The organism is Paraburkholderia megapolitana (assembly GCF_007556815.1).
Lineage (GTDB): Bacteria > Pseudomonadota > Gammaproteobacteria > Burkholderiales > Burkholderiaceae > Paraburkholderia > Paraburkholderia megapolitana.
On sequence record NZ_CP041745.1, the window covers coordinates 3,604,814 to 3,627,753 of the forward strand.

General features: G+C 63.1%; 21 protein-coding genes and 1 pseudogene. 15 read left to right on the forward strand and 7 right to left on the reverse strand.

Annotation, left to right across the window (positions count from 1 at the left end; all coding sequences use genetic code 11):
* Positions 1 to 59 precede the first annotated feature (59 nt).
* On the forward strand, positions 60 to 266 hold the full coding sequence (gene cspD / locus FNZ07_RS29400) for a cold shock domain-containing protein CspD (RefSeq protein WP_091011243.1): 207 nt from the start codon (positions 60 to 62) through the stop codon (positions 264 to 266).
* Between the two features lie 87 nt (positions 267 to 353).
* On the opposite strand, the gene FNZ07_RS29405 is transcribed toward cspD, so the two are convergent.
* Both FNZ07_RS29405 and FNZ07_RS29410 read right to left on the reverse strand, forming a co-directional pair.
* Positions 354 to 2,006, reverse strand: coding sequence for a multicopper oxidase family protein (locus tag FNZ07_RS29405; protein ID WP_091011242.1), 1,653 nt, complete (start codon positions 2,004 to 2,006; stop codon positions 354 to 356).
* Between the two features lie 160 nt (positions 2,007 to 2,166).
* Positions 2,167 to 2,517 (reverse strand): hypothetical protein, encoded by a 351-nt coding sequence (locus FNZ07_RS29410; RefSeq protein WP_091011241.1) that lies wholly within the window; start codon positions 2,515 to 2,517, stop codon positions 2,167 to 2,169.
* Between the two features lie 297 nt (positions 2,518 to 2,814).
* Here FNZ07_RS29410 and FNZ07_RS29415 point away from each other — a divergent pair, with 297 nt between their 5' ends.
* Both FNZ07_RS29415 and FNZ07_RS29420 read left to right on the forward strand, forming a co-directional pair.
* On the forward strand, positions 2,815 to 4,461 hold the full coding sequence (locus tag FNZ07_RS29415) for an alkaline phosphatase family protein (protein WP_091011240.1): 1,647 nt from the start codon (positions 2,815 to 2,817) through the stop codon (positions 4,459 to 4,461).
* Between the two features lie 217 nt (positions 4,462 to 4,678).
* Positions 4,679 to 5,002, forward strand: a complete 324-nt coding sequence (locus FNZ07_RS29420) for an addiction module antidote protein (protein ID WP_091011239.1) — start codon at positions 4,679 to 4,681, stop codon at positions 5,000 to 5,002.
* 86 nt (positions 5,003 to 5,088) lie between these two features.
* On the opposite strand, the gene icd is transcribed toward FNZ07_RS29420, so the two are convergent.
* Positions 5,089 to 6,345 carry an NADP-dependent isocitrate dehydrogenase gene (gene icd / locus FNZ07_RS29425; RefSeq protein WP_091011238.1) on the reverse strand — a complete coding sequence of 419 codons (1,257 nt, stop codon included), beginning with the start codon at positions 6,343 to 6,345 and terminating at the stop codon, positions 5,089 to 5,091.
* A gap of 325 nt (positions 6,346 to 6,670) precedes the next feature.
* Between icd and FNZ07_RS29430 the strand changes: the two genes are divergently transcribed.
* The 9 genes and pseudogenes from FNZ07_RS29430 (at position 6,671) to FNZ07_RS29470 (ending at position 14,941) form a co-directional block, all read left to right on the forward strand.
* Positions 6,671 to 7,243: a pseudouridine synthase gene (locus tag FNZ07_RS29430; RefSeq protein WP_170275858.1), complete on the forward strand. Its 573-nt coding sequence runs from the start codon at positions 6,671 to 6,673 to the stop codon at positions 7,241 to 7,243.
* Positions 7,244 to 7,688: 445 nt separating this feature from the next.
* Positions 7,689 to 7,895 (forward strand): hypothetical protein, encoded by a 207-nt coding sequence (locus tag FNZ07_RS29435; RefSeq protein WP_091011237.1) that lies wholly within the window; start codon positions 7,689 to 7,691, stop codon positions 7,893 to 7,895.
* A gap of 145 nt (positions 7,896 to 8,040) precedes the next feature.
* Positions 8,041 to 8,556: a DUF192 domain-containing protein gene (locus tag FNZ07_RS29440; RefSeq protein WP_091011236.1), complete on the forward strand. Its 516-nt coding sequence runs from the start codon at positions 8,041 to 8,043 to the stop codon at positions 8,554 to 8,556.
* Between the two features lie 268 nt (positions 8,557 to 8,824).
* On the forward strand, positions 8,825 to 10,930 hold the full coding sequence (gene fusA, locus FNZ07_RS29445) for an elongation factor G (RefSeq protein WP_091011235.1): 2,106 nt from the start codon (positions 8,825 to 8,827) through the stop codon (positions 10,928 to 10,930).
* 213 nt (positions 10,931 to 11,143) lie between these two features.
* The gene (locus FNZ07_RS29450) at positions 11,144 to 11,668 is read left to right on the forward strand and encodes a cupin domain-containing protein (RefSeq protein WP_091011626.1); all 525 of its coding nucleotides are present in this window, start codon (positions 11,144 to 11,146) and stop codon (positions 11,666 to 11,668) included.
* A gap of 48 nt (positions 11,669 to 11,716) precedes the next feature.
* Entirely contained in the window at positions 11,717 to 12,739 is a 1,023-nt protein-coding gene (locus FNZ07_RS29455) for a HoxN/HupN/NixA family nickel/cobalt transporter (protein WP_091011234.1), read from the forward strand.
* 8 nt (positions 12,740 to 12,747) lie between these two features.
* Positions 12,748 to 12,927, forward strand: a pseudogene (locus FNZ07_RS34590) (hypothetical protein); the annotation flags it as partial.
* A 406-nt stretch (positions 12,928 to 13,333) separates the two neighbouring features.
* Positions 13,334 to 14,173 (forward strand): hypothetical protein, encoded by an 840-nt coding sequence (locus FNZ07_RS33790; RefSeq protein ID WP_170275859.1) that lies wholly within the window; start codon positions 13,334 to 13,336, stop codon positions 14,171 to 14,173.
* A gap of 294 nt (positions 14,174 to 14,467) precedes the next feature.
* Positions 14,468 to 14,941, forward strand: a complete 474-nt coding sequence (locus FNZ07_RS29470; protein WP_091011232.1) for a hypothetical protein — start codon at positions 14,468 to 14,470, stop codon at positions 14,939 to 14,941.
* A gap of 19 nt (positions 14,942 to 14,960) precedes the next feature.
* On the opposite strand, the gene FNZ07_RS29475 is transcribed toward FNZ07_RS29470, so the two are convergent.
* The gene (locus FNZ07_RS29475) at positions 14,961 to 15,806 is read right to left on the reverse strand and encodes an aldo/keto reductase (protein WP_091011231.1); all 846 of its coding nucleotides are present in this window, start codon (positions 15,804 to 15,806) and stop codon (positions 14,961 to 14,963) included.
* Positions 15,807 to 15,976: 170 nt separating this feature from the next.
* Between FNZ07_RS29475 and FNZ07_RS29480 the strand changes: the two genes are divergently transcribed.
* A complete protein-coding gene (locus FNZ07_RS29480) occupies positions 15,977 to 16,723 on the forward strand; it encodes a GntR family transcriptional regulator (RefSeq protein WP_091011230.1) in 747 nt (248 codons plus the stop codon).
* A gap of 14 nt (positions 16,724 to 16,737) precedes the next feature.
* On the opposite strand, the gene FNZ07_RS29485 is transcribed toward FNZ07_RS29480, so the two are convergent.
* On the reverse strand, positions 16,738 to 18,132 hold the full coding sequence (locus FNZ07_RS29485) for a CoA transferase (protein ID WP_091011625.1): 1,395 nt from the start codon (positions 18,130 to 18,132) through the stop codon (positions 16,738 to 16,740).
* Positions 18,133 to 18,275: 143 nt separating this feature from the next.
* Between FNZ07_RS29485 and FNZ07_RS29490 the strand changes: the two genes are divergently transcribed.
* A complete protein-coding gene (locus tag FNZ07_RS29490; RefSeq protein WP_091011229.1) occupies positions 18,276 to 19,514 on the forward strand; it encodes a citrate/2-methylcitrate synthase in 1,239 nt (412 codons plus the stop codon).
* A gap of 36 nt (positions 19,515 to 19,550) precedes the next feature.
* Here FNZ07_RS29490 and FNZ07_RS29495 read toward each other — a convergent pair whose 3' ends face one another.
* Positions 19,551 to 19,868, reverse strand: coding sequence for a DUF2917 domain-containing protein (locus FNZ07_RS29495; RefSeq protein ID WP_091011228.1), 318 nt, complete (start codon positions 19,866 to 19,868; stop codon positions 19,551 to 19,553).
* 181 nt (positions 19,869 to 20,049) lie between these two features.
* Here FNZ07_RS29495 and FNZ07_RS29500 point away from each other — a divergent pair, with 181 nt between their 5' ends.
* A complete protein-coding gene (locus FNZ07_RS29500; RefSeq protein ID WP_091011227.1) occupies positions 20,050 to 21,462 on the forward strand; it encodes an aminotransferase-like domain-containing protein in 1,413 nt (470 codons plus the stop codon).
* Positions 21,463 to 21,615: 153 nt separating this feature from the next.
* On the opposite strand, the gene FNZ07_RS29505 is transcribed toward FNZ07_RS29500, so the two are convergent.
* Complete coding sequence (locus FNZ07_RS29505) at positions 21,616 to 22,923, reverse strand: MFS transporter (RefSeq protein ID WP_091011226.1); 1,308 nt, start codon at positions 22,921 to 22,923, stop codon at positions 21,616 to 21,618.
* Positions 22,924 to 22,940: the final 17 nt, after the last annotated feature.

A 22,940-nucleotide genomic window follows, 5' to 3' on the forward strand; every position in this document is an offset into this window, starting at 1 on the left:
GGTCGTTAAGCTTTTCGAGCGTGCTCGTGGTAGGAACATGAGTTACAGGGGAAGTAGGTATGTCAACTGGTACGGTCAAATGGTTCAATGACGCGAAAGGTTTCGGATTCATTACGCCCGACGAAGGCGGTGAGGATCTGTTTGCACACTTTTCGGCCATCCAGATGAATGGGTTCAAGACCCTCAAGGAAGGTCAGAAGGTGAGCTTTGAGGTCGTGCAAGGCCCCAAAGGCAAGCAGGCATCGAACATCCAGGCTGCCGCCTGAATCTGTTCGATTCCCGTACCCTCGGAAACCCGGCCTCGTGCCGGGTTTCTTCGTTTTGGGGTCCTGCGCGAGCGGACAATGCGCCGCTCAAACGACGCGCAGCGTGCCCATCATGCCCAGATCCTCATGCTCGAGGATGTGGCAATGGAACATGCGCTCGCCCGCCATGTGCTGCACGGTCGCGATGCGCACTGTTTCTTCGGGCTGCACGTTCACGGTGTCGCGCCATGCCCGATAAGGCTCCGGCGTCGTCACGCCGCCGCTTTGCCGTTCGATTATCTGAAACTGCGTGCCGTGCAAATGGAACGGATGATCCATGTCGGTGCGGTTTTCGATCGACCAGATTTCCACTTCGTCGCGACGGCTCGTCAGCGTGACGCGCGCCGGGTCGAAGGTCGATCCATTGATCATGAACGTCATTCCCGCCGGCATGCCGTGCGCGGACGCGCCCGGGCGGTGCATCGCGGACATATCCATCTTTTCGGAAAAGACGACCGATTTGCGTACCGTCGATGCGACGAGTGGTGCGATCACGGCGAGCTTCGCGGGTAGCGCGCGCGGCGCCTGCGCATTTTTTTCGGGCGGCTCGAAACTGACGTCGGCCAGCGCGCGGGCGGGATCGGCGGGCAGACTATCGCCCTCGGACATCGACATCTTGCGGCGGTCGTATACCGCGGCGCTCAGCACGGCCTGCCGCGAGCCCGCACCCGCGCGTACGATCAGTTCCGCACGTTCGCCAGGTGCGAGCAACAGCTCGGTCAGCCCGTCGCGCGGCGCTTCCAGCAAGCCGCCGTCGGTGCCGACCTGAACGAACGACGCGGCACCCAGCGACAGTTTCAGGTACCGCGCATTGCAGCCGTTCCAGACGCGCCAGCGTTCGTCGTTGGTCACGACGATGCGCGGACGGCGCGCGCCGTTCACCAGCACGAACTGCCCTTCGCGGCCGTTCATCCAGTCCATCATGTCGTTGGGCGGGATCGAGCCGTCGCTCGCGAGCCGCAGATCCGAGAAGAACAGATGACGTTCCGGCCATGCCGCGAGCGGATCGGCGGCCGCACGCACGACGATCGGGCCGGCCAGCCCGCGAAACACTTGTTCCGCCGACATCATGTGCGGATGCGGGTGATACCAGTACGTGCCGGCGCTGCCCGCCGGTAACGTGAAACGATAGACGCGGGTCGCGCCCGGCGCGACGGGATCGGCGGGATTGCCGTCCTGGTCGGGTGGCACTGGCAAACCGTGCCAGTGGATCGTAGACGGTTGGGCGAGCCGGTTGATGAAACGGATCTCGACGGTGTCGCCTTCGCAGACGTCGATCAGCGGGCCGACCACCGGGCCCTGCGATGCGTTGGCCGCCGGTAGCGCGCCACCGTTCATCGCGTCGTATTGCCAGAAAGTGGTCGGCTTACCGGCCAGCATCTCGCGCTGCACCGGATGTGCGACCAGCGTCGCGCGAAACACGCCTGGCTCGCGGCTCTCGTTGGCAAGCACGCGCAATGCGGCGAGCGGGCGGCCGGCCGGCAGTGCGTCAGCGGGAGCGAGGGTCGCGGTGGCGTGTGTCGCTGCGCTGGCATGCGACGACATGCCGGGCATGCTCCCCATCCCTTCCATACCCTTCATGTCCTGCATGCCGGACATATCGTGCATGTCATGCGGTGCGTTCTGCGCGAACGCACCGCGCGCGACCAGCGATGCCACCGCCGCGCTCAACGTGCGGACCAGAAATTCTCTGCGGATCATCGATCGATTCCTCGTTACTTGCGCGCGACGGCAGCGTGTTCAGCGGCTTCGCGCGCATTCGTTTTCAGGGTCGGCGGCATGAGTGCCTGCCTGACCAGTGTGTTCGATGGAGACATTGTGCCGCTCGCTCCGCGTAAAGCCCGGGCGATGCGACCAGCGATCAGGCGATCGGCGGCCGCAGCAGCGGCGCGTAGGAGACGCCGACGCGATGAGGATCGGCAAGCGGAAGCGGTAACGTAGCGGTGGGCGTCCACGGCTCGAAACGCAGCGCTGCGAAGAGTGCGCCGCAGTGCGCGCCGCACATCGTCGTGCAGCATTGTCCATGACCGTGTGTGCAATGCATGCCGGCACAGTGCGCCGCTTCGCCGGCTACGACCTGCGAATGTTCGATACCGGCGATGCGATGGGCGACGACATGATCGTCTCCAGCGATCGACATGTGTGCCGACGCACCCTGCATGAACAGCAGGACGGCGCACAGCACGATGAGGACACGCGACGACAAAGACATGCGAGGACGCAGACAAAGGTGTGCGGGAATCATACCGCACCGAGTCTCGACGCATTGCCCACGCATGCTTTCATCCAGCACGGATGTAGAACAAGAAACACTCTCAACATGTGTGTGACCCTGAACGCAATCAGTACCCCGATACAAAATCTCACACTTTCTTTCGCGCCATATTCCATCTGCCTCTCCATCGACCCGATAGAGAAACGAAAGCCCCGCTTCATCAAACGTTTGCATTGCACATGCAGATTGCGACCCCGGGTATGAGCAGTCCAATGCAGAACGACGAGGTCAACGATGAAAAAAATCAGGTGGTGGTCTGGAGTCAGTGCAGTTGTCGGGGCGAGCGCCCTGACGTTCGTCAGTGTGGCCGCAACAGCGCAGGATCACGGTCGCGGTAGCGACGTGAAGCATGTATTGCTGATCAGCGTGGACGGTCTTCATGAGCAGGATGTCGCACGTTGTGTCGCAGCGAATACCTGTCCGAATCTCGCGTTGCTCGCCAAAGCGGGAGTGACGTACACCAATGCGTACACACCGGGTCTGTCGGATTCGTTCCCCGGTCTTGCCGCGCTGCTAACGGGCGGTTCGCCGAAGAGCGCCGGGCTGTTCTACGACGTCACGTATGACCGTACGTTCTTCGCACCTTCGGATACAACGTGCTCGGGCAAGCAGGGCTGGAATGTCGTGTTCGATGAAACAACGGGTATCGATGCAGAGAACGGCGGTCCGCTGATCCACCTCGACGGTGGTGGCGCTTTCAATCCCCAGGCCATCCCGCATGCGTTGATCAACGGTCGCTGTACGCCGGTTTATCCGCACAACTATGTGAAGACGAACACGGTGTTCGAAGTCGTCAAGGAGCACATTCATGGGTCGCGCACGGCGTGGGCCGACAAGCACGCGTGGGGTTACGACTGGGTGAACGGACCGTCGGGCCGCGGCGTCGACGATCTCGCGCGCACCGAGATCAACTCGATCGATCCGGCTACGAACACGAACTACCTCGACAGCTATACGCACACCGAGAAGTTCGATAACTATCACGTGCAAGTGCTGATCAACGAGATCGACGGCAAGGATTCGACCGGCGCGAGTAACGCCACCATTCCGACGTTGTTCGGTACGAACTTCCAGACGCTGAGCGTCGCGGAGAAAGCGACGGTTGCCTCGGGCGGCGGGTATCTCGATGCGGACTTCACACCGGGCACCGAAGTGGCCGGCGCGATTGGTTACGTCGATGAAGCACTTGGCCGGGTCGTGTCGGAACTCAAGCAGCGCAACCTGTATAACTCGACGGTGGTTATCGTGACGGCGAAGCATGGCCAGTCGCCGACCGATCATACGAAGCTGGTGAAGAACGGCGACACGCTGACGAAGCTGCTCGAGGCGAACAACTATCTCGATCCGAACGGCAACTTCGGCCAGAACAACACGAAGACCGGCAATCTGAACGACGGCTCGGGTCTCGTCGACACCGGCTTCGTGCAGACCGATGACGTAGGCCTTATCTGGTTGCGCGATCAGAGCCAGTTGAATGCGGTGGTCACGTCGCTGAAGGCCAACCTCGCATGCAATGCGCCTGGCATCTGTGCAGATGGCCCGCAGGCTTACATCCTGACTGGCGCGCGTCTGTCGAAGTGGTTCGGCGATCCCGCACAAGGCCGTACGCCCGACATCATCGTGCAGCCGAATCCCGGCGTCATCTATACGTCGAGCAAGGCGAAGGATGAAGAGCACGGCGGCAACGCACCGGACGACAGCCACCTCGCGCTCGTCGTATCGTTCGCGCGCTTCCACGGCGGTCGCACCGAGAAGGCCCGGGTTCAGACTACCCAGGTTGCGCCGACTATCGTGCAGTTGCTCGGTCTCGAACCGACTCTGCTGAATGCGGTTGTAGCGGAAGGTACGCAGGTCTTGCCGGGGCTTGGCGTCGGGCATTGAATACGCACTCGATGTGAGCGGTACATTCACGGCACGGGACGGCTGAAGCTGGCCATCCCGGTTGGAAAGCTCCGGCAGCCCAGCGTGGTGGCCGGAGTTCGCCGGATCCATGTCGCGCGGTGTTGGTCCCTTCGAGCAATAGCTAAGTATCGGGAAATCGGCCGTCGGGATGTCCCCCATGGGTTACAGTTCCACCTGTTGGCAAGGGAGAACTGACATGGCAACGAAAACAGCGGTGACGAGCCGCGCCAAGCCTTATGACGGCTCGAAATATCTGCGTGGCGAAGATACGATTCGTCACTATCTAAACAACGCGCTTGAAAGCGGCGACGCGCGCCTCATTCAGACCGCTTTGGGAACCATCGCCAAAGCGCGCGGAATGACCTCGCTTGCCCGTGATTCAGGCATCAAACGCGAGGCCCTGTACCGCGCACTATCCGATACAGGGAACCCGGAATTCGGAACGATCCTGGCGGTCGTGCACGCGCTAGGCATGCGCATCCGACTTGAATCTGCAGAGCACGAACTAGAGCAAATCTAAATCGGAGCGCTGGAGACAAAAAACCCCGGCGACATCGGATGTGCACCGGGGTTTTGTGAGGTTTTCCGGATCACTCCGGAATGGCTTTACATGTTCTCGATCAACACCTGACCAAAGCCCGAGCACGACACCTGCGTCGCGCCTTCCATCAGACGCGCGAAGTCATACGTGACACGCTTTTGCAGAATCGACTTTTCCATCGACTTGATGATGACGTCCGCCGCTTCGGTCCAGCCGAGGTGACGCAGCATCATTTCCGCCGACAGAATTTCCGAACCCGGGTTCACGTAGTCCTTGCCCGCGTACTTCGGCGCCGTGCCGTGCGTCGCTTCGAACATCGCCACCGAATCCGACAGGTTCGCACCCGGCGCGATACCGATGCCGCCAACCTGCGCAGCCAGTGCGTCCGAGATGTAGTCGCCGTTCAGGTTCAGCGTAGCGATCACGTCGTATTCGGCCGGACGCAGCAGGATCTGCTGCAGGAACGCGTCGGCGATCACATCCTTCACGACGATATCGCTGCCCGTCTTCGGGTTCTTGATCTTCATCCACGGGCCGCCGTCGATCAGCTCCGCACCGAATTCCTTCTGCGCGAGCTCATAGCCGTAGTCACGGAACGCACCTTCCGTGAACTTCATGATGTTGCCCTTGTGGACCAGCGTCACCGAACGGCGATCGTTGTCGATCGCGTACTGCAGCGCCTTGCGCACGAGACGTTCGGTCCCTTCGCGCGACACCGGCTTCACGCCGATCGCCGACGTTTCCGGGAAGCGGATCTTCTTCACGCCCATTTCTTCGCGGAAGAACTTGATGACCTTCTTCGCCTGTTCCGACTCGGCCTGCCATTCGATACCGGCGTAGATGTCTTCCGAGTTCTCGCGGAAGATCACCATGTTGGTCTTTTCCGGCTCACGCACCGGCGAAGGCACACCCTTGAAGTACTGCACCGGGCGCAGGCAGACATACAGGTCGAGTTCCTGGCGCAGCGCCACGTTCAGCGAACGGATGCCGCCGCCAACCGGGGTCGTCAACGGACCCTTGATCGACACCACATATTCCTTCACCACGTCGAGCGTTTCTTCCGGCAGCCACACGTCCGGGCCGTACACCTTGGTCGCTTTCTCGCCGGCGAAGACTTCCATCCAGTGGATCTTCTTCTTGCCTGCGTAGGCTTTTTCGACCGCCGCGTCGACGACCTTGATCATCACCGGCGTGATGTCCTGGCCGGTACCGTCACCTTCGATGAACGGAATGATCGGCTGGTCGGAAACGTTGAGCGAGTAATCCGCGTTGACAGTGATCTTGTCACCGCCGGTCGGAACCTTGATGTGCTGATACGGCATGATCGACTCCAGTGATGGCTGTGCTGATGAAAGCTCTGTGGGGAAATGCAGACGATGGACTGCGGAACCGGGCGCTTCTCGCTGCGCGCAATGCCGGGCGCCAACAAGCGGCCAGGCCGCTATTCTAGCCCACAGGTGCGCATGCGCGCCCGCTGCAGACCATGACAATTCCCGCACGCGATGCCGCGCACGCAACACCGATTCGTCTAGGTCTTATATAAGACAAAAGACCTACCGTTTCGTATTATGCATTAATATCCCGCCATTTGCCACAGAACCCGCGCTGCGCGGGCGTCCTGCGGCACCCGATCTGCCGGACTCACGCATGCGCCTTATCGCTCTCAACAAGCCCTTTGGGACGATCTGCCAGTTTTCCCCGCACGAAACGCGGGCGTCGCTGGCGGACTGGATCACGCTGCCCCGCGTTTATCCGGCCGGCAGGCTCGACTCGGACAGCGAAGGTCTGCTGCTGCTCACCGACGACGGCGCGTTGCAGGCGCGCATCGCCGAGCCTCGGCACAAGCTGGTCAAACGTTACTGGGCACAGGTGGAAGGCGCAGCGGATGCGGCGGCACTGGCAGCGCTCGCAAGCGGCGTCGATCTCGGCGATTACGTGACACGCCCCTGCCAGGCACAGCTCATCGAGCCGCCGGCCACATTGTGGACACGCACGCCGCCGATCCGCTATCGCGCGGCCATCCCGACCAGCTGGATCGAACTGTCGATCACCGAAGGCAAGAACCGCCAGGTCCGCCGCATGACAGCTGCGGTCGGCCTCCCTACCCTGCGACTCGTGCGTGTCGGTATCGGCGCACTCGATATTTTTTCGCTCGGTCTGCAGCCCGGCGAAAGTATCGACCTGCCGACGCGTGCGCCATGGGACGGCATTACGCGATAAAGCCCGCGTGCACCTTGCGAACGCTCGCAAAGGCATCGAGCGATTTGCCAACACGCGCTAACTCGCGCGCTAACTCGTTGTGCCAGCACGCATTTCTGTTTTTCCACGACAACCTGGCCCGCGCGTACTGCCCTATACACAAGCGCACGAATCCACCGCGAATAAGCAATCCCGAAATTGCACGAAAGTTTTTCGTCAACCGCGTAGAGAACTCACGCGTTATTCGACGCAGATGCCGTCCGAAGCTATCCGGCATTCAGCCTTAAGGGCCTTTGCACACGCCGCTCCAACGGTGGGTGCAGGTGGTTCGAGCGCTCGCAGTGCCCTTCGACGAAATTCTTCGATGGGTCTGTCAACCGAAAGGTGGATGGCACGTTTACCGGCATGACTCCAAGAACCGGGTCATCTGGTCAATTAACCGCAACTCATGCTGAGGATTTACAAAATGAACAAACTGATCGCTGCTCTGGTCGCTGGCCTGTTCGCAACGGCTGCTTTCGCACAAGCTTCGGCTCCGGTCGCTCCGGCTGCTGCTCCGGCTGAAGCTGCTTCGGCACCGGCAAAGAAGGCTGTTAAGAAGCACGCAGCCAAGAAGCACCACGCAAAGAAGGCAGCTTCGGAAGCCGAAGCTCCGGCAGCAGCTTCGAACTAAGCTGGTTGTAAAAACGCAGTCAAGAACTAGCAGTATTGCCGTTCTTACGGCGTTGAAAGGCAGATTGCTGAAAGGCGATCTGCCTTTTTGTTTTTGCCGCGCTCGCGTAACATGCGCGGGTTATTTTCCAGCAAGGAGTGTTGCCGTGCGATTTCCCCTGCGCCCGTCGATTGCGCGTCTTGCGATTGCGATCGCGCTGCCTCTCGCTGCCTTGTCGTCGGTCTGGTTTGCCGTTCCCGGTGTGAATAGCGCGCATGCGCAGCAGATGCCCGCGGGCGCCAAACAGCCCGGCGATTTTCCGCGCGCGAAGCTCACGGCCGGCATGTTCGTGATCGACGCCGCGGTGGCAGCCAATGACGCGGACCGCGAACAAGGCTTGATGTACCGGTCGCAGCTCGCGCCGAATGAAGGCATGCTGTTCGTCTTCAACGAGAACGCGGTGCACTGCTTCTGGATGAAGAACACGTTGATCCCGCTGTCGATCGCCTTCATGCGCGCCGACGGCACCGTCACCGACATCGACGAGATGCAGGCCGAAACGACCGACAACCATTGCCCGCGAAACAACGGGGTGTATGCGCTCGAAATGAGCAAGGGCTGGTTTGCATCGAAAGGCATCACGCCCGGCACGAAGATTCAGGGGCTGCCCGCTGCGCAATGAGGTTCGGGCGAGTTGCTCGCCCCGCCTTCGTTGAGAAATGGCCAAGCCGGCGCGCCACGAGGCGCGCCGGCTTTTTACATGGTGGCCCGACAGCAACGCCCCGGTCCCGGCGGTGGCATCAGGCCGCCACTGGGAAGATTCCTGCAAAAGCCTGACACAGGCGCTATGCTTGTAGTCTTTACACCGTAGTAGCACCGCAATCGCCCGGGTAGCGTAAGCTGCCCTCGACGCCTTTTTCACCGGCGCGCCCCAATCCAAGGAGATTCACGTGCCCCGCAAGACTCCCATCGAGCGTTACCGGAATATCGGTATCAGTGCTCACATCGATGCCGGCAAAACCACCACCACCGAACGCATCCTGTTCTACACCGGCGTGACTCACAAGATCGGCGAGGTTCACGACGGTGCGGCGACGATGGACTGGATGGAGCAGGAGCAGGAGCGCGGCATCACGATTACGTCGGCTGCCACGACTGCGTTCTGGAAAGGCATGGCCGGCAATTATCCGGAACACCGCATCAACATCATCGACACCCCGGGCCACGTCGACTTCACGATTGAAGTGGAACGTTCGATGCGCGTGCTCGACGGTGCGTGCATGGTCTACGACTCGGTCGGCGGTGTGCAGCCGCAGTCCGAAACCGTGTGGCGTCAGGCGAACAAGTACAAGGTGCCGCGCATCGCGTTCGTCAACAAGATGGACCGCGTCGGCGCCGATTTCTTCCGCGTGCAGCGGCAGATCACCGAGCGCCTGAAGGGCACCGCCGTGCCGATCCAGATTCCGGTCGGCGCGGAAGATCATTTCCAGGGCGTGGTCGACCTCGTGAAGATGAAGGCGATCGTCTGGGACGAAGAGAACCAGGGCATCAAGTTCGAGTACATCGACATCCCGGCCGAACTCGTCGACACCGCCAACGAATGGCGTGAAAAGATGGTCGAGGCCGCTGCCGAAGCCAACGAGGAACTGCTCGACAAATACCTGCACGGCCATACGCTGACCGAAGAAGAAATCAAGTTCGGCCTGCGTACCCGCACCATCAAGAACGAGATCGTACCGATGCTGTGCGGTAGCGCGTTCAAGAACAAGGGCGTGCAGGCAATGCTCGACGCGGTGATCGACTATCTGCCGTCGCCAGTCGACGTGCCCGCCATCATGGGTCACGACGAAGACGACAACGAAGCAGAACGTCATCCGAAAGACGACGAACCGTTCTCCGCGCTCGCGTTCAAGATCATGACGGACCCGTTCGTTGGCCAACTGATTTTCTTCCGCGTGTACTCAGGCGTCGTGAATTCGGGCGACACCGTCTACAACGCGATCAAGGAAAAGAAGGAACGCCTCGGCCGGATCCTGCAGATGCACGCGAACGAGCGCAAGGAAATCAAGGAAGTGTATGCGGGCGACATCGCCGCCGCCGTGGGCCTGAAAGACGCCACGACCGGCGACACGTTGTGCGATCCGAACCACGTCATCATCCTCGAAAGGATGATCTTCCCCGAGCCGGTCATTTCGCAGGCGGTCGAGCCGAAGACCAAGGTCGACCAGGAAAAGATGGGCATCGCGCTGAACCGTCTGGCTCAGGAAGACCCGTCGTTCCGCGTCGCAACGGATGAAGAATCTGGCCAGACCATCATCTCCGGGATGGGCGAGCTGCACCTGGAAATTCTCGTCGACCGGATGAAGCGCGAGTTCGGCGTTGAAGCCACCGTCGGCAAACCGCAGGTCGCTTACCGCGAAACGATCCGCACCTCGGTCGAAGACGTCGAAGGCAAGTTCGTCAAGCAGTCGGGCGGACGCGGTCAGTACGGCCATGTGGTGCTCAAGCTCGAACCGCAAAAACCGGGCGGCGGCTACGAATTCGTCGACGCGATCAAGGGCGGTGTCGTGCCGCGCGAATATATTCCGGCCGTCGACAAGGGGATCCAGGAGACGCTGAAGTCCGGCGTGCTCGCGGGCTATCCGGTCGTCGACGTGAAGGCCACGCTGACCTTCGGTTCGTACCACGACGTCGACTCGAACGAAAACGCGTTCCGCATGGCTGGTTCGATGGCATTCAAGGAAGGCATGCGCCGCGCGAAGCCCGTGCTGCTCGAACCGATGATGGCCGTCGAAGTGGAAACCCCGGAAGACTTCATGGGCAACGTGATGGGCGACCTGTCGGGGCGGCGCGGTATCGTCCAGGGCATGGAAGACATCGCGGGTGGCGGCGGCAAGCTCGTGCGCGCCGAAGTGCCGCTCGCGGAAATGTTCGGCTACTCGACGTCGCTGCGCTCACTCACGCAAGGACGCGCCACCTACACGATGGAGTTCAAGCACTACGCGGAAACGCCGACTAACGTGGCGGAAGCGATCGTCAACACGAAGCAGCGGTAAATCACTTATCGCTGTTAGTTGGGAAGGAGCCCGTTCTGGATGAATGGGCTTTTTCTTTTTGGGCCTCCGGTTCGTGGGTACGCCCCGATCGCATCAGCACAGTGGGCGCAACGGGCGCAGCAGGAAACATCGGTTACTCAATTTTGGCCGGGCAGAATACGACGTGAATCACGGCGGTCCACGCGACGCCGGACAGACGATGGAGAGATGCAGATGACCCACCACCACGATGACCACCATAGCCACGACAGCCACGACGATCACACCGCACCGACGCCGAACTGGCGCGACAACGGCGTCAAGGTCATCCGCGGCGATCAGCTCGACACGAATACCGCGCAAACGCCGGGCATGAACCGGGCGGCCGCGATCAACGCCGCTCGCGTCGGTGCCCAAAAAATCTGGGCCGGCACAGTGACGATTCATCCGAATGCGAAGACCGGTGCGCATCATCATGGCGCGCTCGAGAGCGTGATCTATGTTGTGCGCGGCCATGCGCGGATGCGCTGGGGCGAACAGCTCGAGTTCACCGCCGAAGCCGGGCCTGGCGACTTCATCTTCGTGCCGCCGTTCGTGCCGCATCAGGAGATCAACGCGAGTACCGACGATCCGCTCGAATGCGTGCTCGTGCGCAGCGATAACGAAGCGGTTGTCGTCAATCTGAACATCGACGCGGTCGAAACGCCGCAGACCGTGCACTGGGTCGACCCGATCCACAAGCACCCGCACGAACACTGAGCCGCACCGCTTCGACCGGCTTCCCTTCATCTTCATCGCTCAACTGTCATGACGCCGACCGCCAGCCTGCGCCCTCGCCTCTTCATGCTCTACGCGGCGCTGATCGCCGCCAATCTGGCTGCCTGGGCATGGGCGCTGATCGCGTTTCGCCATTACCCGCTGCTGCTCGGCACGGCGCTGCTCGCGTACGGCTTCGGCCTGCGTCACGCAGTCGACGCGGATCACATCGCGGCCATCGACGCCGTCACGCGCAAGCTGATGCAAACCGGCAAGCGACCGCTCGGCGTGGGTCTCGCTTTTTCCCTCGGTCATTCGACGATCGTTGTCGCCGCAACCGTCGGCATCGCGCTCACCGCACTGAAACTGCACAGCAGCTTCGATACGTTCAAGGAGATCGGCGGGACGATCGGCACGCTCGTGTCGGCTTCGTTTCTGCTGGTGCTCGCCGGCGTGAACCTCGTGATCCTGCGCGACGTGTGGCGTCGCTACCGCAATGTGCAAAACGGCAGCGAGTCCGTTGACGAACATGCGTCGAATGTCGCTGCGCCCGCAGGTCTGCTGTCGCGCGCGCTACGTCCGCTGTTCCGCCTCGTCACGAAAAGCTGGCACATGTACCCGGTCGGCGTGCTGTTCGGCCTCGGCTTCGACACGGCAACGGAAATCGGTTTGCTCGCCATCGCCGCCGCCGAAGCGGGCAAGGGCATGCCGCTTTACTCGATCCTCGTGTTCCCTGCGCTCTTCACCGCGGGCATGACGCTCGTCGACTCCACCGACAACGTCCTGATGGTTCACGCGTACGGCTGGGCGATGGACGACCCGAAGCGCAAGCTCTACTACAACGCGAGCATCACGTTCGTGTCGGCGCTGGTGGCGATCGTGATCGGCGGCATCGAGGCGCTGGGGCTGCTGTCCGACAAGCTCGGTTTCAGCGGCGGCATGTGGGACGCGATCGGCGCGGCCAACGACCAGTTCGGTCCGCTCGGCTACGGCATCGTCGCGCTCTTCACCGCGTGCTGGATCGGTTCGATACTGTTCCACCGGTGGCGCAAACCGGCGATGCCTGGGCGCTGATCCGCGCGAGTGTTGCCGCGCAGCCGTCGGGCTGTGTGTTCCATACGCGTTGTCTCCGCAAGCTCGGCGAGATCTGCGAGCAACACGACCCACTCTTCCTCGATGCCGGTGCCGACCACCGCATCCGCTGTCATATCCCGCTCGCCGACCTTCGCGCCCTGCAGGGCGACACGCACCACCACGCCTGAGCAGATGCAGCGCGCCTGAACAGGATGGCTCGCCGCGCGTTTCAGGTTCGAAACATTTTCCACTGATTTATCGCTGCCACCGCCACGGTGACTTCGCCGCTGCCATGCACGGCGCGGCTTCCCGGCCAATGGCATGGTTATCGCTAAGTAACCCGCAGGCATCCGGTTCACGCAGGACGGACATCACGACGGCGAGCAAGCTGCCATCCACCGTCCGCGCGAACCTCGCGCTATGAACGATCGCGCCATCGGGCGTATCCGTTCGTGCGCACGTTGCGGTATGCACACTGGAGCCTGGCCACGGATAAACCGCGCAGCGTTGCTGCGCGCTGTCCGGCCTGCTTCGCGTGCACAACAGGATGGAGATGACGTCGACGAGGAACGCCATCTCGCAGGGAGAGCAGTGATGAAAACTACAACGTTAAATCAGTATTACTACGTGATGCTGCGGGGTACGGCGCTTCTGGCTGCCGGCACAGGAATGTTGCTGACGGTACACGGTGCGCACGGAGCGCCTGCCGACGAAGTACTGCCCAAGTGGATCGTCTCAGCCGATGCACCGCTACCCGCGAGCGGCGCAGCGCCGGTCGCGCTGCTCGCGCAGGACAGCTCGTCCGCGACTGGAGCGGCTGCCGTCGGTGCCTCGAGCGCCGCGGACGATGCCTCGCTTGTCTTCCTCGTGAGGACCTGTACCGGCGATGCCGGTCATTGCATGCCGAATCACGGCGGAGGCTCGGGCAACTCGGGCGGCTCTGCAGGTTCCGGCGGCAGTGGCAGCGGTAGCGGCGGCAGTGGTTCAGGTGGCAAGGGCAGCGGCAGTAGCGGTAGTGGTGGTGGTAGCAGCAACAGCGGTGGCGGTGGCAACAGCGGTGGTGGCGGTAGCAGCGGTGGCGGTGGTAGCAGTGGCGGTGGCGGTAGCAGCGGTGGCGGTAGCAGCGGTGGTGGCGGCAGCAGTGGCGGCGGTGGTAGCAGCGGTGGTGGCGGTAGCAGTGGCGGTGGTGGCGGCAGCGGTGGCGGCGGCACTGGCGGGTGCGGTTGCGGCAGCGGCGGTCAAGGCGGCCCTGGCGGTCCCAGCGGCGGTCCTGCCGGCGGTTTCGGCGGGGGCTTCGGTGGCGGCTTCGGTAGTGGAATGGGTGGTATGGGTGGCGGCTTCGGCGCAGGTTCGGGCAAAGGTGGCTTCGGCGGAGGCTTCGGCAGCGGATCTGGCGCGGGAGGCGGCGGCAAAGGTGGTGGCAACGGACATTAGATCCGTGCGACGGCGCCCCCGCGCCGCGCCCCACGACGCAGCCCCTCGACAGGCTGCATCCCCCCGGCCAGCATCGGCGGCGACGTCTCGATCCCCCGGTCGAGCGTCGCCGCCGGGAGCCGGGACATGCAGGATGCTCTCAGGCAACGGTCGGCGCGCGCACCGCCGGCCGCTTTCGCTTTTTGCAGCCCCTGAAATTCCAGTCGCATCAACCGCTAACCAGAAGCGCCCCAGGAACCAAACAGTCCGCAGTGCCTCATAGCAGATTCAACGATCGATATGAGGGCAACACGTATGAATCGAAACGTTCCCCACGCTTCATCGCGCGCGGCTGCTGCACTGTTGATCGCTGCGGCGATTGGCTTCGTTCCTGCGCTGGTCCGCGCGCAAACACCCGCGCCGGCCGCACCCGCCGCTACCGGCAACGAACAGGAACAAGCCGCACCACCCGTCGATCCCAGCTTTTCCGCGTGGTCACTCGCACAGCAGTGCCGCGACAAGGACAACAATGCACATGCCCAATGCATTGGCGCGATCCGCGGCGTCATCCACGGTTATCAATATGGTGTGCTGTTCCTCGGCGAGCGCGCGGCGTTGCCGGCCAACGAAACGCAGCGCGTGTCGCTGTGTCTGCGCGGTGTGCCGGTGTCGTCGATCGTCGATGAATTCGTCGCCGATGCGGCCCAGGTCAGCGACGATTCGCTGAAACGCACGCCCGCCGAAGTCGCCGTGCTCGGCTCGGTCCATCTGCACCACGCCTGCAATTGATGCGGCAGGTCGCTCGCGCTCACAGCATTTCGAGTGGTCGTTTGCTGCGCGGTGGTCTGAAGTGCGCATCGATCTGCGCACACTCTGTTTCGCTCAGGTGAAGGTCGAGTGCGCGGCGATTGTCGCGCACGTGCTCGAGTCGTCCAGACTTCGGAATCGCGAAGACACCCGGTAGCCGCAGCGTCCACGCGAGCGCCACCTGAAACACCGACACGCCACGGGCTTCGGCAATATCGTCGAGTGGCGAGCGTTTCGGCAGGCGCGCGTGATCGATGGGACTGTAGGCCATCGCCGGCATGTTCCGATCCGCGAGCCACGGCAGCAGATCGAACTCCGGTCCACGGCGCGCGACGTTATAGAGAATCTGGTTCGTCGCGCAGTGCTCGCCGCCCGCTACGCCAACCAGCTCTTCCATATCGTCGGTATCGAAGTTGCTCACACCCCAGTGACGAATCTTGCCGGCCCGACGCAATGCCTCGAATCCGGCGACGGTCTCTTCGAGTGGAACCGAGCCGCGCCAGTGCAGCAGATACAAGTCGAGCCGATCAGTCTTCAAGCGGTTCAGGCTCTGCTCGCACGCGGCCTGCACTCCGCGGCGACTGCCGTTGTGCGGATAGACCTTGCTGACGAGAAACACGTCATCGCGCAAACCAGCAAGCGCCTCGCCTAGCAGCGATTCGGTGGCGCCGTCGCCGTACATTTCGGCGGTATCGATCAGCGTCATCCCGAGTTCGATACCGGTACGCAGCGCAGCGATTTCGGCCGCGCGTTGCGCCTGCCGCTCGCCCATCTCCCACGTACCCTGCCCGAGCTTCGGAATACGCTCACCGTTGGGCAATGCAACGCTGGGGAAACCGGTCGTCATGATGTCTCCGTTGAAATGCGCAAGGCCCCTGCTACGACGGGCCGCCGTCGATGCGAACCGGCTCAGTGTAGCCGCTCGTCGAAGGTGCGGGCAGCGGCCAGGCAAAAGGCCGCTATAACGCGACGCGCCGATGTCATAGAATTGTCGCTTGCCCTTCTTGCGTCCGTCCCATGACCTCAGCCTCGGAAGACCGCTGGCGCGACCTGCGCCCGGACCCGGAAAACGACACACCGCTTTACCTGCAGCTCGCCCGCAAGCTCGGCAACGCGATTCACGAAAACCGCTGGAATGCCGGCGAGGCGCTGCCGTCGGAACGCGTCCTGTCCGATGCGCTCGGCGTATCGCGCATTACATCCCGCAAGGCGATCGCGCTGCTCGTCGAGCAGGGTTTGATCCGCCGCACCCAGGGCGCGGGCAGTTTCATCACGCCGCGCTACGAAGATCCGCTGTCGCGTCTGTCGAGCTTCAGCGAAATGCTGCGTCGACGCGGTTTCACACCGAGCTCGCAATGGTTGTCGCGCGACATCCTGCCGGCCAATCGCGATGAAGTGATCCAGCTGGGCCTGTCGCCGGCGGCGGCCGTGACGCGGTTGCGCCGTCTGCGGCTCGCGGACGGCATCGTGATGGCCGTCGAGAATTCGACCTTCCCTGCCTCGGTGATTCCCGATCCGCAAGCGATCGGCGACTCGCTGTACAGCTATCTGGAGCATCGCGGGCTGTCGATCGTGCGTGCGTTGCAGCACTTTCGCGCAGTCAACGCGAGCGAAGAGATCGCGCGGCAAATGAGCATCGCCACGAACGAGGCGCTGCTGCTGATCACCCGCGTCGGCTATACGGCCGATCAGCGGGCGATCGAATTGACCGATACGTATTGTCGCAACGACTACTACGACTTTGTCGCGGAGTTGCGGAAGTAGGCGTTACGTCTCGCTTAGTCTTCCCAGCACGCCGCGTCATGTCCGATCGGCACGGGCGGTCGCGCAAAAAACGGCGGCGTCTCCGACAGGTGTTCTGCGGGCAACGTGCCGCGCACGCGACCGAACGGCGAATCGACAGTCTCGAGACAGTCGGCGACGTCTTCCAGCGTGACGTCGGGCGTACGCCAGCCCTCTTCGATCTGCCCGAGCGACTGCAGCCAGCGGCCGGTCTGCGCCAGCGACACCCGCACATGCCAGCTACCGCCCTCGGTCGCGCGCCGCGCAAGCGCCGTCATCGCGCCGAACGCCGCCAGATAGCCGGTCGCATGATCGAGCGCCTGACACGGCAGATGCTTCGGCGCTTCGCTCTGCGCAGCGCGACTCTCCGTCCACGCGATACCGCTCGCGGATTGCACAAGACTGTCGAAACCGCGACGCGTCGCCCACGGCCCCGCGTGGCTATACGCGGACACGGAGACGTAGACGATTCCCGGCCGCATCTGCGCCAGCGCATCGGGGCCGAAGCCATGCGCCGCGAGTGCACCAGGACGATAGGCCTGCAGGAACACGTCGGCGCGAGTTGCCAGTTCACGTAACTGGGCGTGCGCCGCGTTGTCGCGCAGATCGAGCGCAGCGGAGCGTTTGCCACGCCCCGTGTCGATCACGAGCGGCGCAATGTTCGGTAGATGCGGACCATTGATCAACAGTACCTGCGCACCATGCTGCGCGAGCGCGCGACCCGCCGTCGGCCCCGCGATGATGCGCGACAGATCGAGTACTCGCACGCCAGCGAGCGGCCGGTCGAAGCCGCCCCGGCCCGGCGCTTCGGGCCGCGCATCGCCGATTCGCTCGATCTCGAAGAGCGGCAGATCGGCAATGGCCTTCGCCTGTTCGAGCGCGGCCCATTCGCGCGGCGAACGGATCAGCGCGGCGCACAGGCCCGCATCGGCGAGCGTCTGATCGAGCGCCGCGCCGTCCCAGCCGCGGATCGCCTCGGCCACCGCCGCAGGCTCATTCGCACAACCGAGCACGCTCAACACGCCGTGCAGATGATGCGGAAAATTCGTATGCAGTTGCACCCAACGACCATTGCGAGTCTCGTAGAAACCCATGATGGGATCGCGCAGCGCGGGCGGCGGTCCATCGTTCACACGGAGGTAGCGCTCGCTGCGAAACGCGGCCAGCGCACGACGCACATCGACGTCGACGCGCTGCCGGCAACCGGTGCGCAAACGAAAACATTCGGCAGCGGCAAGCCCGGTTGCAGCAATCGTCGATGCCGCCAGCGTGCCGACGCGATACACGGACGGCAGCGCGGGATCGGCACCTGTGATGGAAACGGCGGAGAGCGCAGCCGGATCGCAGCCGGCGATGCTCCAGAGATGATCGAGTGCAAGAGAGGGAGTCATGTTGATCGACATTGCCTGACAGGAAGAATGGCTTCGAGTCTAGAATTGCCTCTTATCGCAATCAATCTTGATTAATATAATCAACATAGATCGATTTCTACGGTTTTCCGCCGCTCTTATACACATACCCGCCATACCCGCCCATGCCCGATCAACTCACCGCCACCGAAGCCGCCGAAACACTCGGCATCAGCGTCGCTACGCTCTATGCCTACGTGAGCCGCGGCATGCTGCGCTCGACGCCGGATGTCGAAGGGCAACGCCATCTATACGACGCCGCCGATGTGCGCCGTCTTGCGCGTCGCAAGGCGGATGGCAAACGGGCAGGCAAGGTTGCGCAGAAGGTATTGGACTGGGGCGTGCCGGTGCTGGAATCGTCGATCACGCTGATTACAGACGGCCGGCTTTTCTATCGCGGCCGCGATGCAATCGATCTCGCGCGCAAGGCAAGCCTCGAAGAGGTTGCCGCGCTGCTGTGGGAATGTACGCCGCGACGCATTGCCGATACGCCACCGACGCAACCGGGACCGCCTTCCGCTGCGCAATGGGCGGCATGGCTGAAGCTCTGGGGCGACAGCGCACCGCTCGATCGTGCGCTCGTGTTGCTGCCCGCGGCGGCCGCCCAGATGCCGCGCGTCTGGGCGCTCGGCCGCGATGCGCAGCTCGATTCAGCGTGTTCACTGGTGCGGCTGCTCGCTGCCGCGATGATCTCGACGGCGCCGTCGGGTAATCCGCTGCACCGGCAACTCGCCGCGGCCTGGGGCGTGCGCAACCGGCGGCAAGCCGACCTGCTGCGTATGGCGCTGGTGCTGTGTGCGGATCATGAGCTGAATGCGTCCACGTTTACCGTGCGCTGCATTACGTCGACCGGCACGCATCTGTTCGGTGCGGTAGCGGGCGGTCTCGCCGCGCTGGCAGGACCGCGTCACGGTGGCGAAACCACGCGCGTCGCGGCGCTGTTCGACGAAGCCGAGCGTGCCGGCGATCCCAACCGCTTCCTCGCCACCCGTATCGCGCACAACGAACACGACGGTGCGCCAGGTGCGGTGCTGTCCGGCTTCGGTCATCCGCTGTACCCGCAAGGCGATCCGCGCGCGGCGTTGCTGCTGGAGGCGCTGACGCAATGCGCGCCGGCACGCTCGCCGCTGCCGGCAATCCTCGCGCTCGCGCAAACGGTGCGAGAAACCACGGGCGCCGAACCGACCGTCGACTTCGCTCTCGCCGCCCTTGAGCGCGTGCTCGATCTACCGAAGGAAGCAGCGTTCACGCTGTTCGCGGTTGGGCGGACAGTCGGCTGGATCGCCCATGCAATGGAGCAGGCGGCAGACGGAAGACTGATCCGGCCGCGCGCCCGTTACATCGGCGAACACTACGAAGAGTGACGTCGGTTCGTCGCACGGCGCGATTAGATCGCTCGACTACGCAGCAAGCAACCAGCGCGGCAGCCAGCTACGCGCCGGCGAACGCAGCCCAACGGCAGCCGGCCGCGACGTGCCAAGACGCCCTTCCTCGACCGCCAGCGCGACACGCGCACCCGTGCGTCCGGCACTGATCCACGCCTGCGCGCCACGCGGCAGTTCGAAAGACTCGCCAGAGGCAAGCCAGTGATCGGTCAGATCGCCGCTGACGGTCAACCAGACCTCGCCCGCCATCACTTTGAGTACGAGCGGCTGCGCGGCACGCCAGGCGGCCGCGGGCTCGCCGTGTTCGAGTTCGAAAGTACGGATTTCGCGCATTGCTGTTCTCCTTGCAGGGCACTCTGGTTGAAACATTATTGCTGTGAGATGATCAGAAACCCATGAACACTTCTGAACAGTTTTGACAGAACTGTTCAGTCGAAAAACCGGACAGTTGCTGAACAACTGCGCGAACAACTGCGCAAACCGGCGCCTCGACAGCGGGACCAGGAGGACGCAGATGAAACTCGATATCGAACTCGACCGCGACAACGGCGTGCCGCTCATCGAGCAGATCGTGCACGGCGTGCAAACGTGGATCCGTTCGCGCGCAGCGCGCCCCGGTGCGAAGCTGCCCTCGATCCGCCAGTTCGCCGCCGACTACGCAATCAGCCGCTTTCCGGTGATCGAGGCGTATGACCGGCTCGTCTCGCTTGGTTATGTCGACTCGCGTCACGGCTCAGGTTTTTACGTGGCCGAGCGGTTGCGCACCGGCATGTCGGGCCGCGGCACCTCGGACCCACGTCGTGCCGAAGAGGAATCGGTTCATCTCCTGCAGGAGTTCAACCATCCGGGCGGAACGCTGAAGCTCGGCAGCGGGTTCACGCCCGAAGCGTGGCGCGACATGGACAGCCTCGTGCATGCCATCCGCCACGTCTCGCGCGTCGACACCGAGAGCCTGATCGACTACTCGACGCCGCTCGGCAATGCGACCCTGCGCGAACATCTGCAGGCACGCATCGCACAGCTCGGCATCGTCGTGGATGCGTCGCAGATTCTCATCACGAATGGTGCAAGCCACGCGCTCGATCTGCTGATGCGCTACCGGCTCAAGCCCGGCGACACGGTGTTTGTCGAAGACCCCGGCTACTTCAATCTGAACGGCCTGCTGAAGCTGCACGGCGTCAAGCTGATCGGCATTCCGCGCAATCACGGCGGCCCGGACCTCGATGTGCTGCAGGCACAGTTGCAGCAGCATCGGCCGAAGCTGTTCTTCATCAACACCGTGTTTCACAATCCGACCGGCACGTCGGTGTCGCCGCCGGTTGCGTTCCGGCTACTGCAGTTCGCCCGCGAGCACGATTTCACGTTCGTCGAAGACGACATCTTCGCGGACTTCCAGAGCGAACCGACCGCGCGGCTCGCGACGCTCGATCAGCTCGAACATGTGGTCTATATCGGTGGACTGTCGAAGACGCTGTCGTCGTCGCTGCGCATCGGCTACCTCGTGGCGAGCCACGCGATCGTCAAGGATCTGATCGACATCAAGATGCTGACGAGCATCGGCGGTTCGCGTTTTGTCGAAGCGGTCGCGGTTGCGCTGCTCGAGCGCGGCATGTACCGGAAGTATCTCGAGCGGCTGCGGCGCCGGATGAGCGATGCGATGGGCCTCACCGTGCAGACGCTCGAAGATAACGGCTGGGAAGTGTTCGAAAAACCGCTCGGCGGTCAATTTGTGTGGGCGCGCGTGCCCGGTATCGACGATGCGGCGCGGCTCGTCGAGTGTGGTGAGCCGCTTGGCGTGACGGTCCCGCCGGGCAGCTACTTCCGGCCCAATGCGGAGACGAGCCCGTGGATTCGTATCAACGCGGCGTTCGGCAACGACCCGCGTGCGCACGCGTTCTTTGCTGCGGCGGCGCAACTCGCGCGGTGATAGCGCGGGCCCGCGGTGATCGGCGTGGGCCACCTTTGGACTCGCCGCCGGCCGCAACAAAAACGCGCCCCGGCGGCATGGATTTCGAACCGGCCGCGGGGCGCATAGACAGCCGCCCCGACAGCCCTGCTTCGGCAGCACCGCCTTGCCGACTCAACCTTCGAGCGGCCGCTTCGCCGTTTCGCGCGCGGCCAGCAACGCGATGGCCGTGACGACGAGCGCCCCGCTCACGTACATCGACACCGCGGTCGTGCCATGCCAGTGGCGATACAGCGCAACGATAATGAGCGGCGCAAAGCCACCACCGACAATGCCCGCCAGCGTATAGGCCAGCGACGAACCGGCATAACGCACGCGCGTCGGAAACTGCTCGGTGACGAATGCCGCCTGCGGACCGTACATCATCGCGTGGATGACGAGACCCACGACAACCGCAAGCACGATGGTGAGCGGCCGCGCGCTATCCATCAGCACGAAGAACACGAACGCCCATACGATCGCCGCCACGACGCCGGCCAGATACACCGGCCGCCGGCCGAAGCGATCGGACAACGCTCCGAAGAGCGGCACGCTCAACGCATTGAACGCGGTGCCGGCCAGCACGGCACCGAGCGCCAGCGATCTCGGCAGATTGAGCACGGTGGTCACATAGGTCAGCGTGAACACGACGAGCAGCGCATACAGCACATCCGAGCCGATCCGCGAGCCACCTGCGATGAGAAGCCGCCGCCAATGCTGCGAGAACACCTCGGCTACCGGTACTTTCGCGGTGGCGTGTGCGTCGCTCAGTTGCTGGAATTGCGGGGTTTCCTCGACACCGTTGCGCACCCAGATGCCGAACGCGACCAGCAGCAGGCTCGCGAGAAATGGCACGCGCCAACCCCACGACAGAAAATCGCCGGAGGAAATCGTCATCGTGATGGCCGCGATAAAGCCGGTCCCGAGCAACGTTCCGAATGACGGCCCGACCTGTGTCCACGACGCATTGAGCCCGCGCTTCTTCTGATCACCATGCTCGACCGATAACAGCACCGCACCGGCCCATTCGCCACCAAGCGCCACGCCTTGCACGAAGCGCAGCGCAATCAGCAGGATCGGGCTCAGGATGCCGGCGGTCTCGTAGGTGGGCAGCACGCCCATCAACGCGGTGGTAATGCCCATCAGCACGAGCGTGATCATCAGCACCGCACGGCGCCCCACGCGATCGCCGAGATTGCCGAACACCAGACCGCCGAGCGGCCGCGACACATAGCCGACTGCATAGGTGGAAAACGCGAGCAGCGTGCCAGCGAGCGGATCGACGGACGGAAAGAACAGGTGATTGAAGACGAGCGCGGCAAGCGTGTTGTAGACCGTGAAGTCATACCATTCGAGCGACGTGCCGACCATGCTGGCGGTCGCGAGCCGCCCCCGGCCCGCACGCGGACGGCCGAGCACCGCGGGTTGTGCAACGGTGTTCATCAGATTCTCCAGGTTGG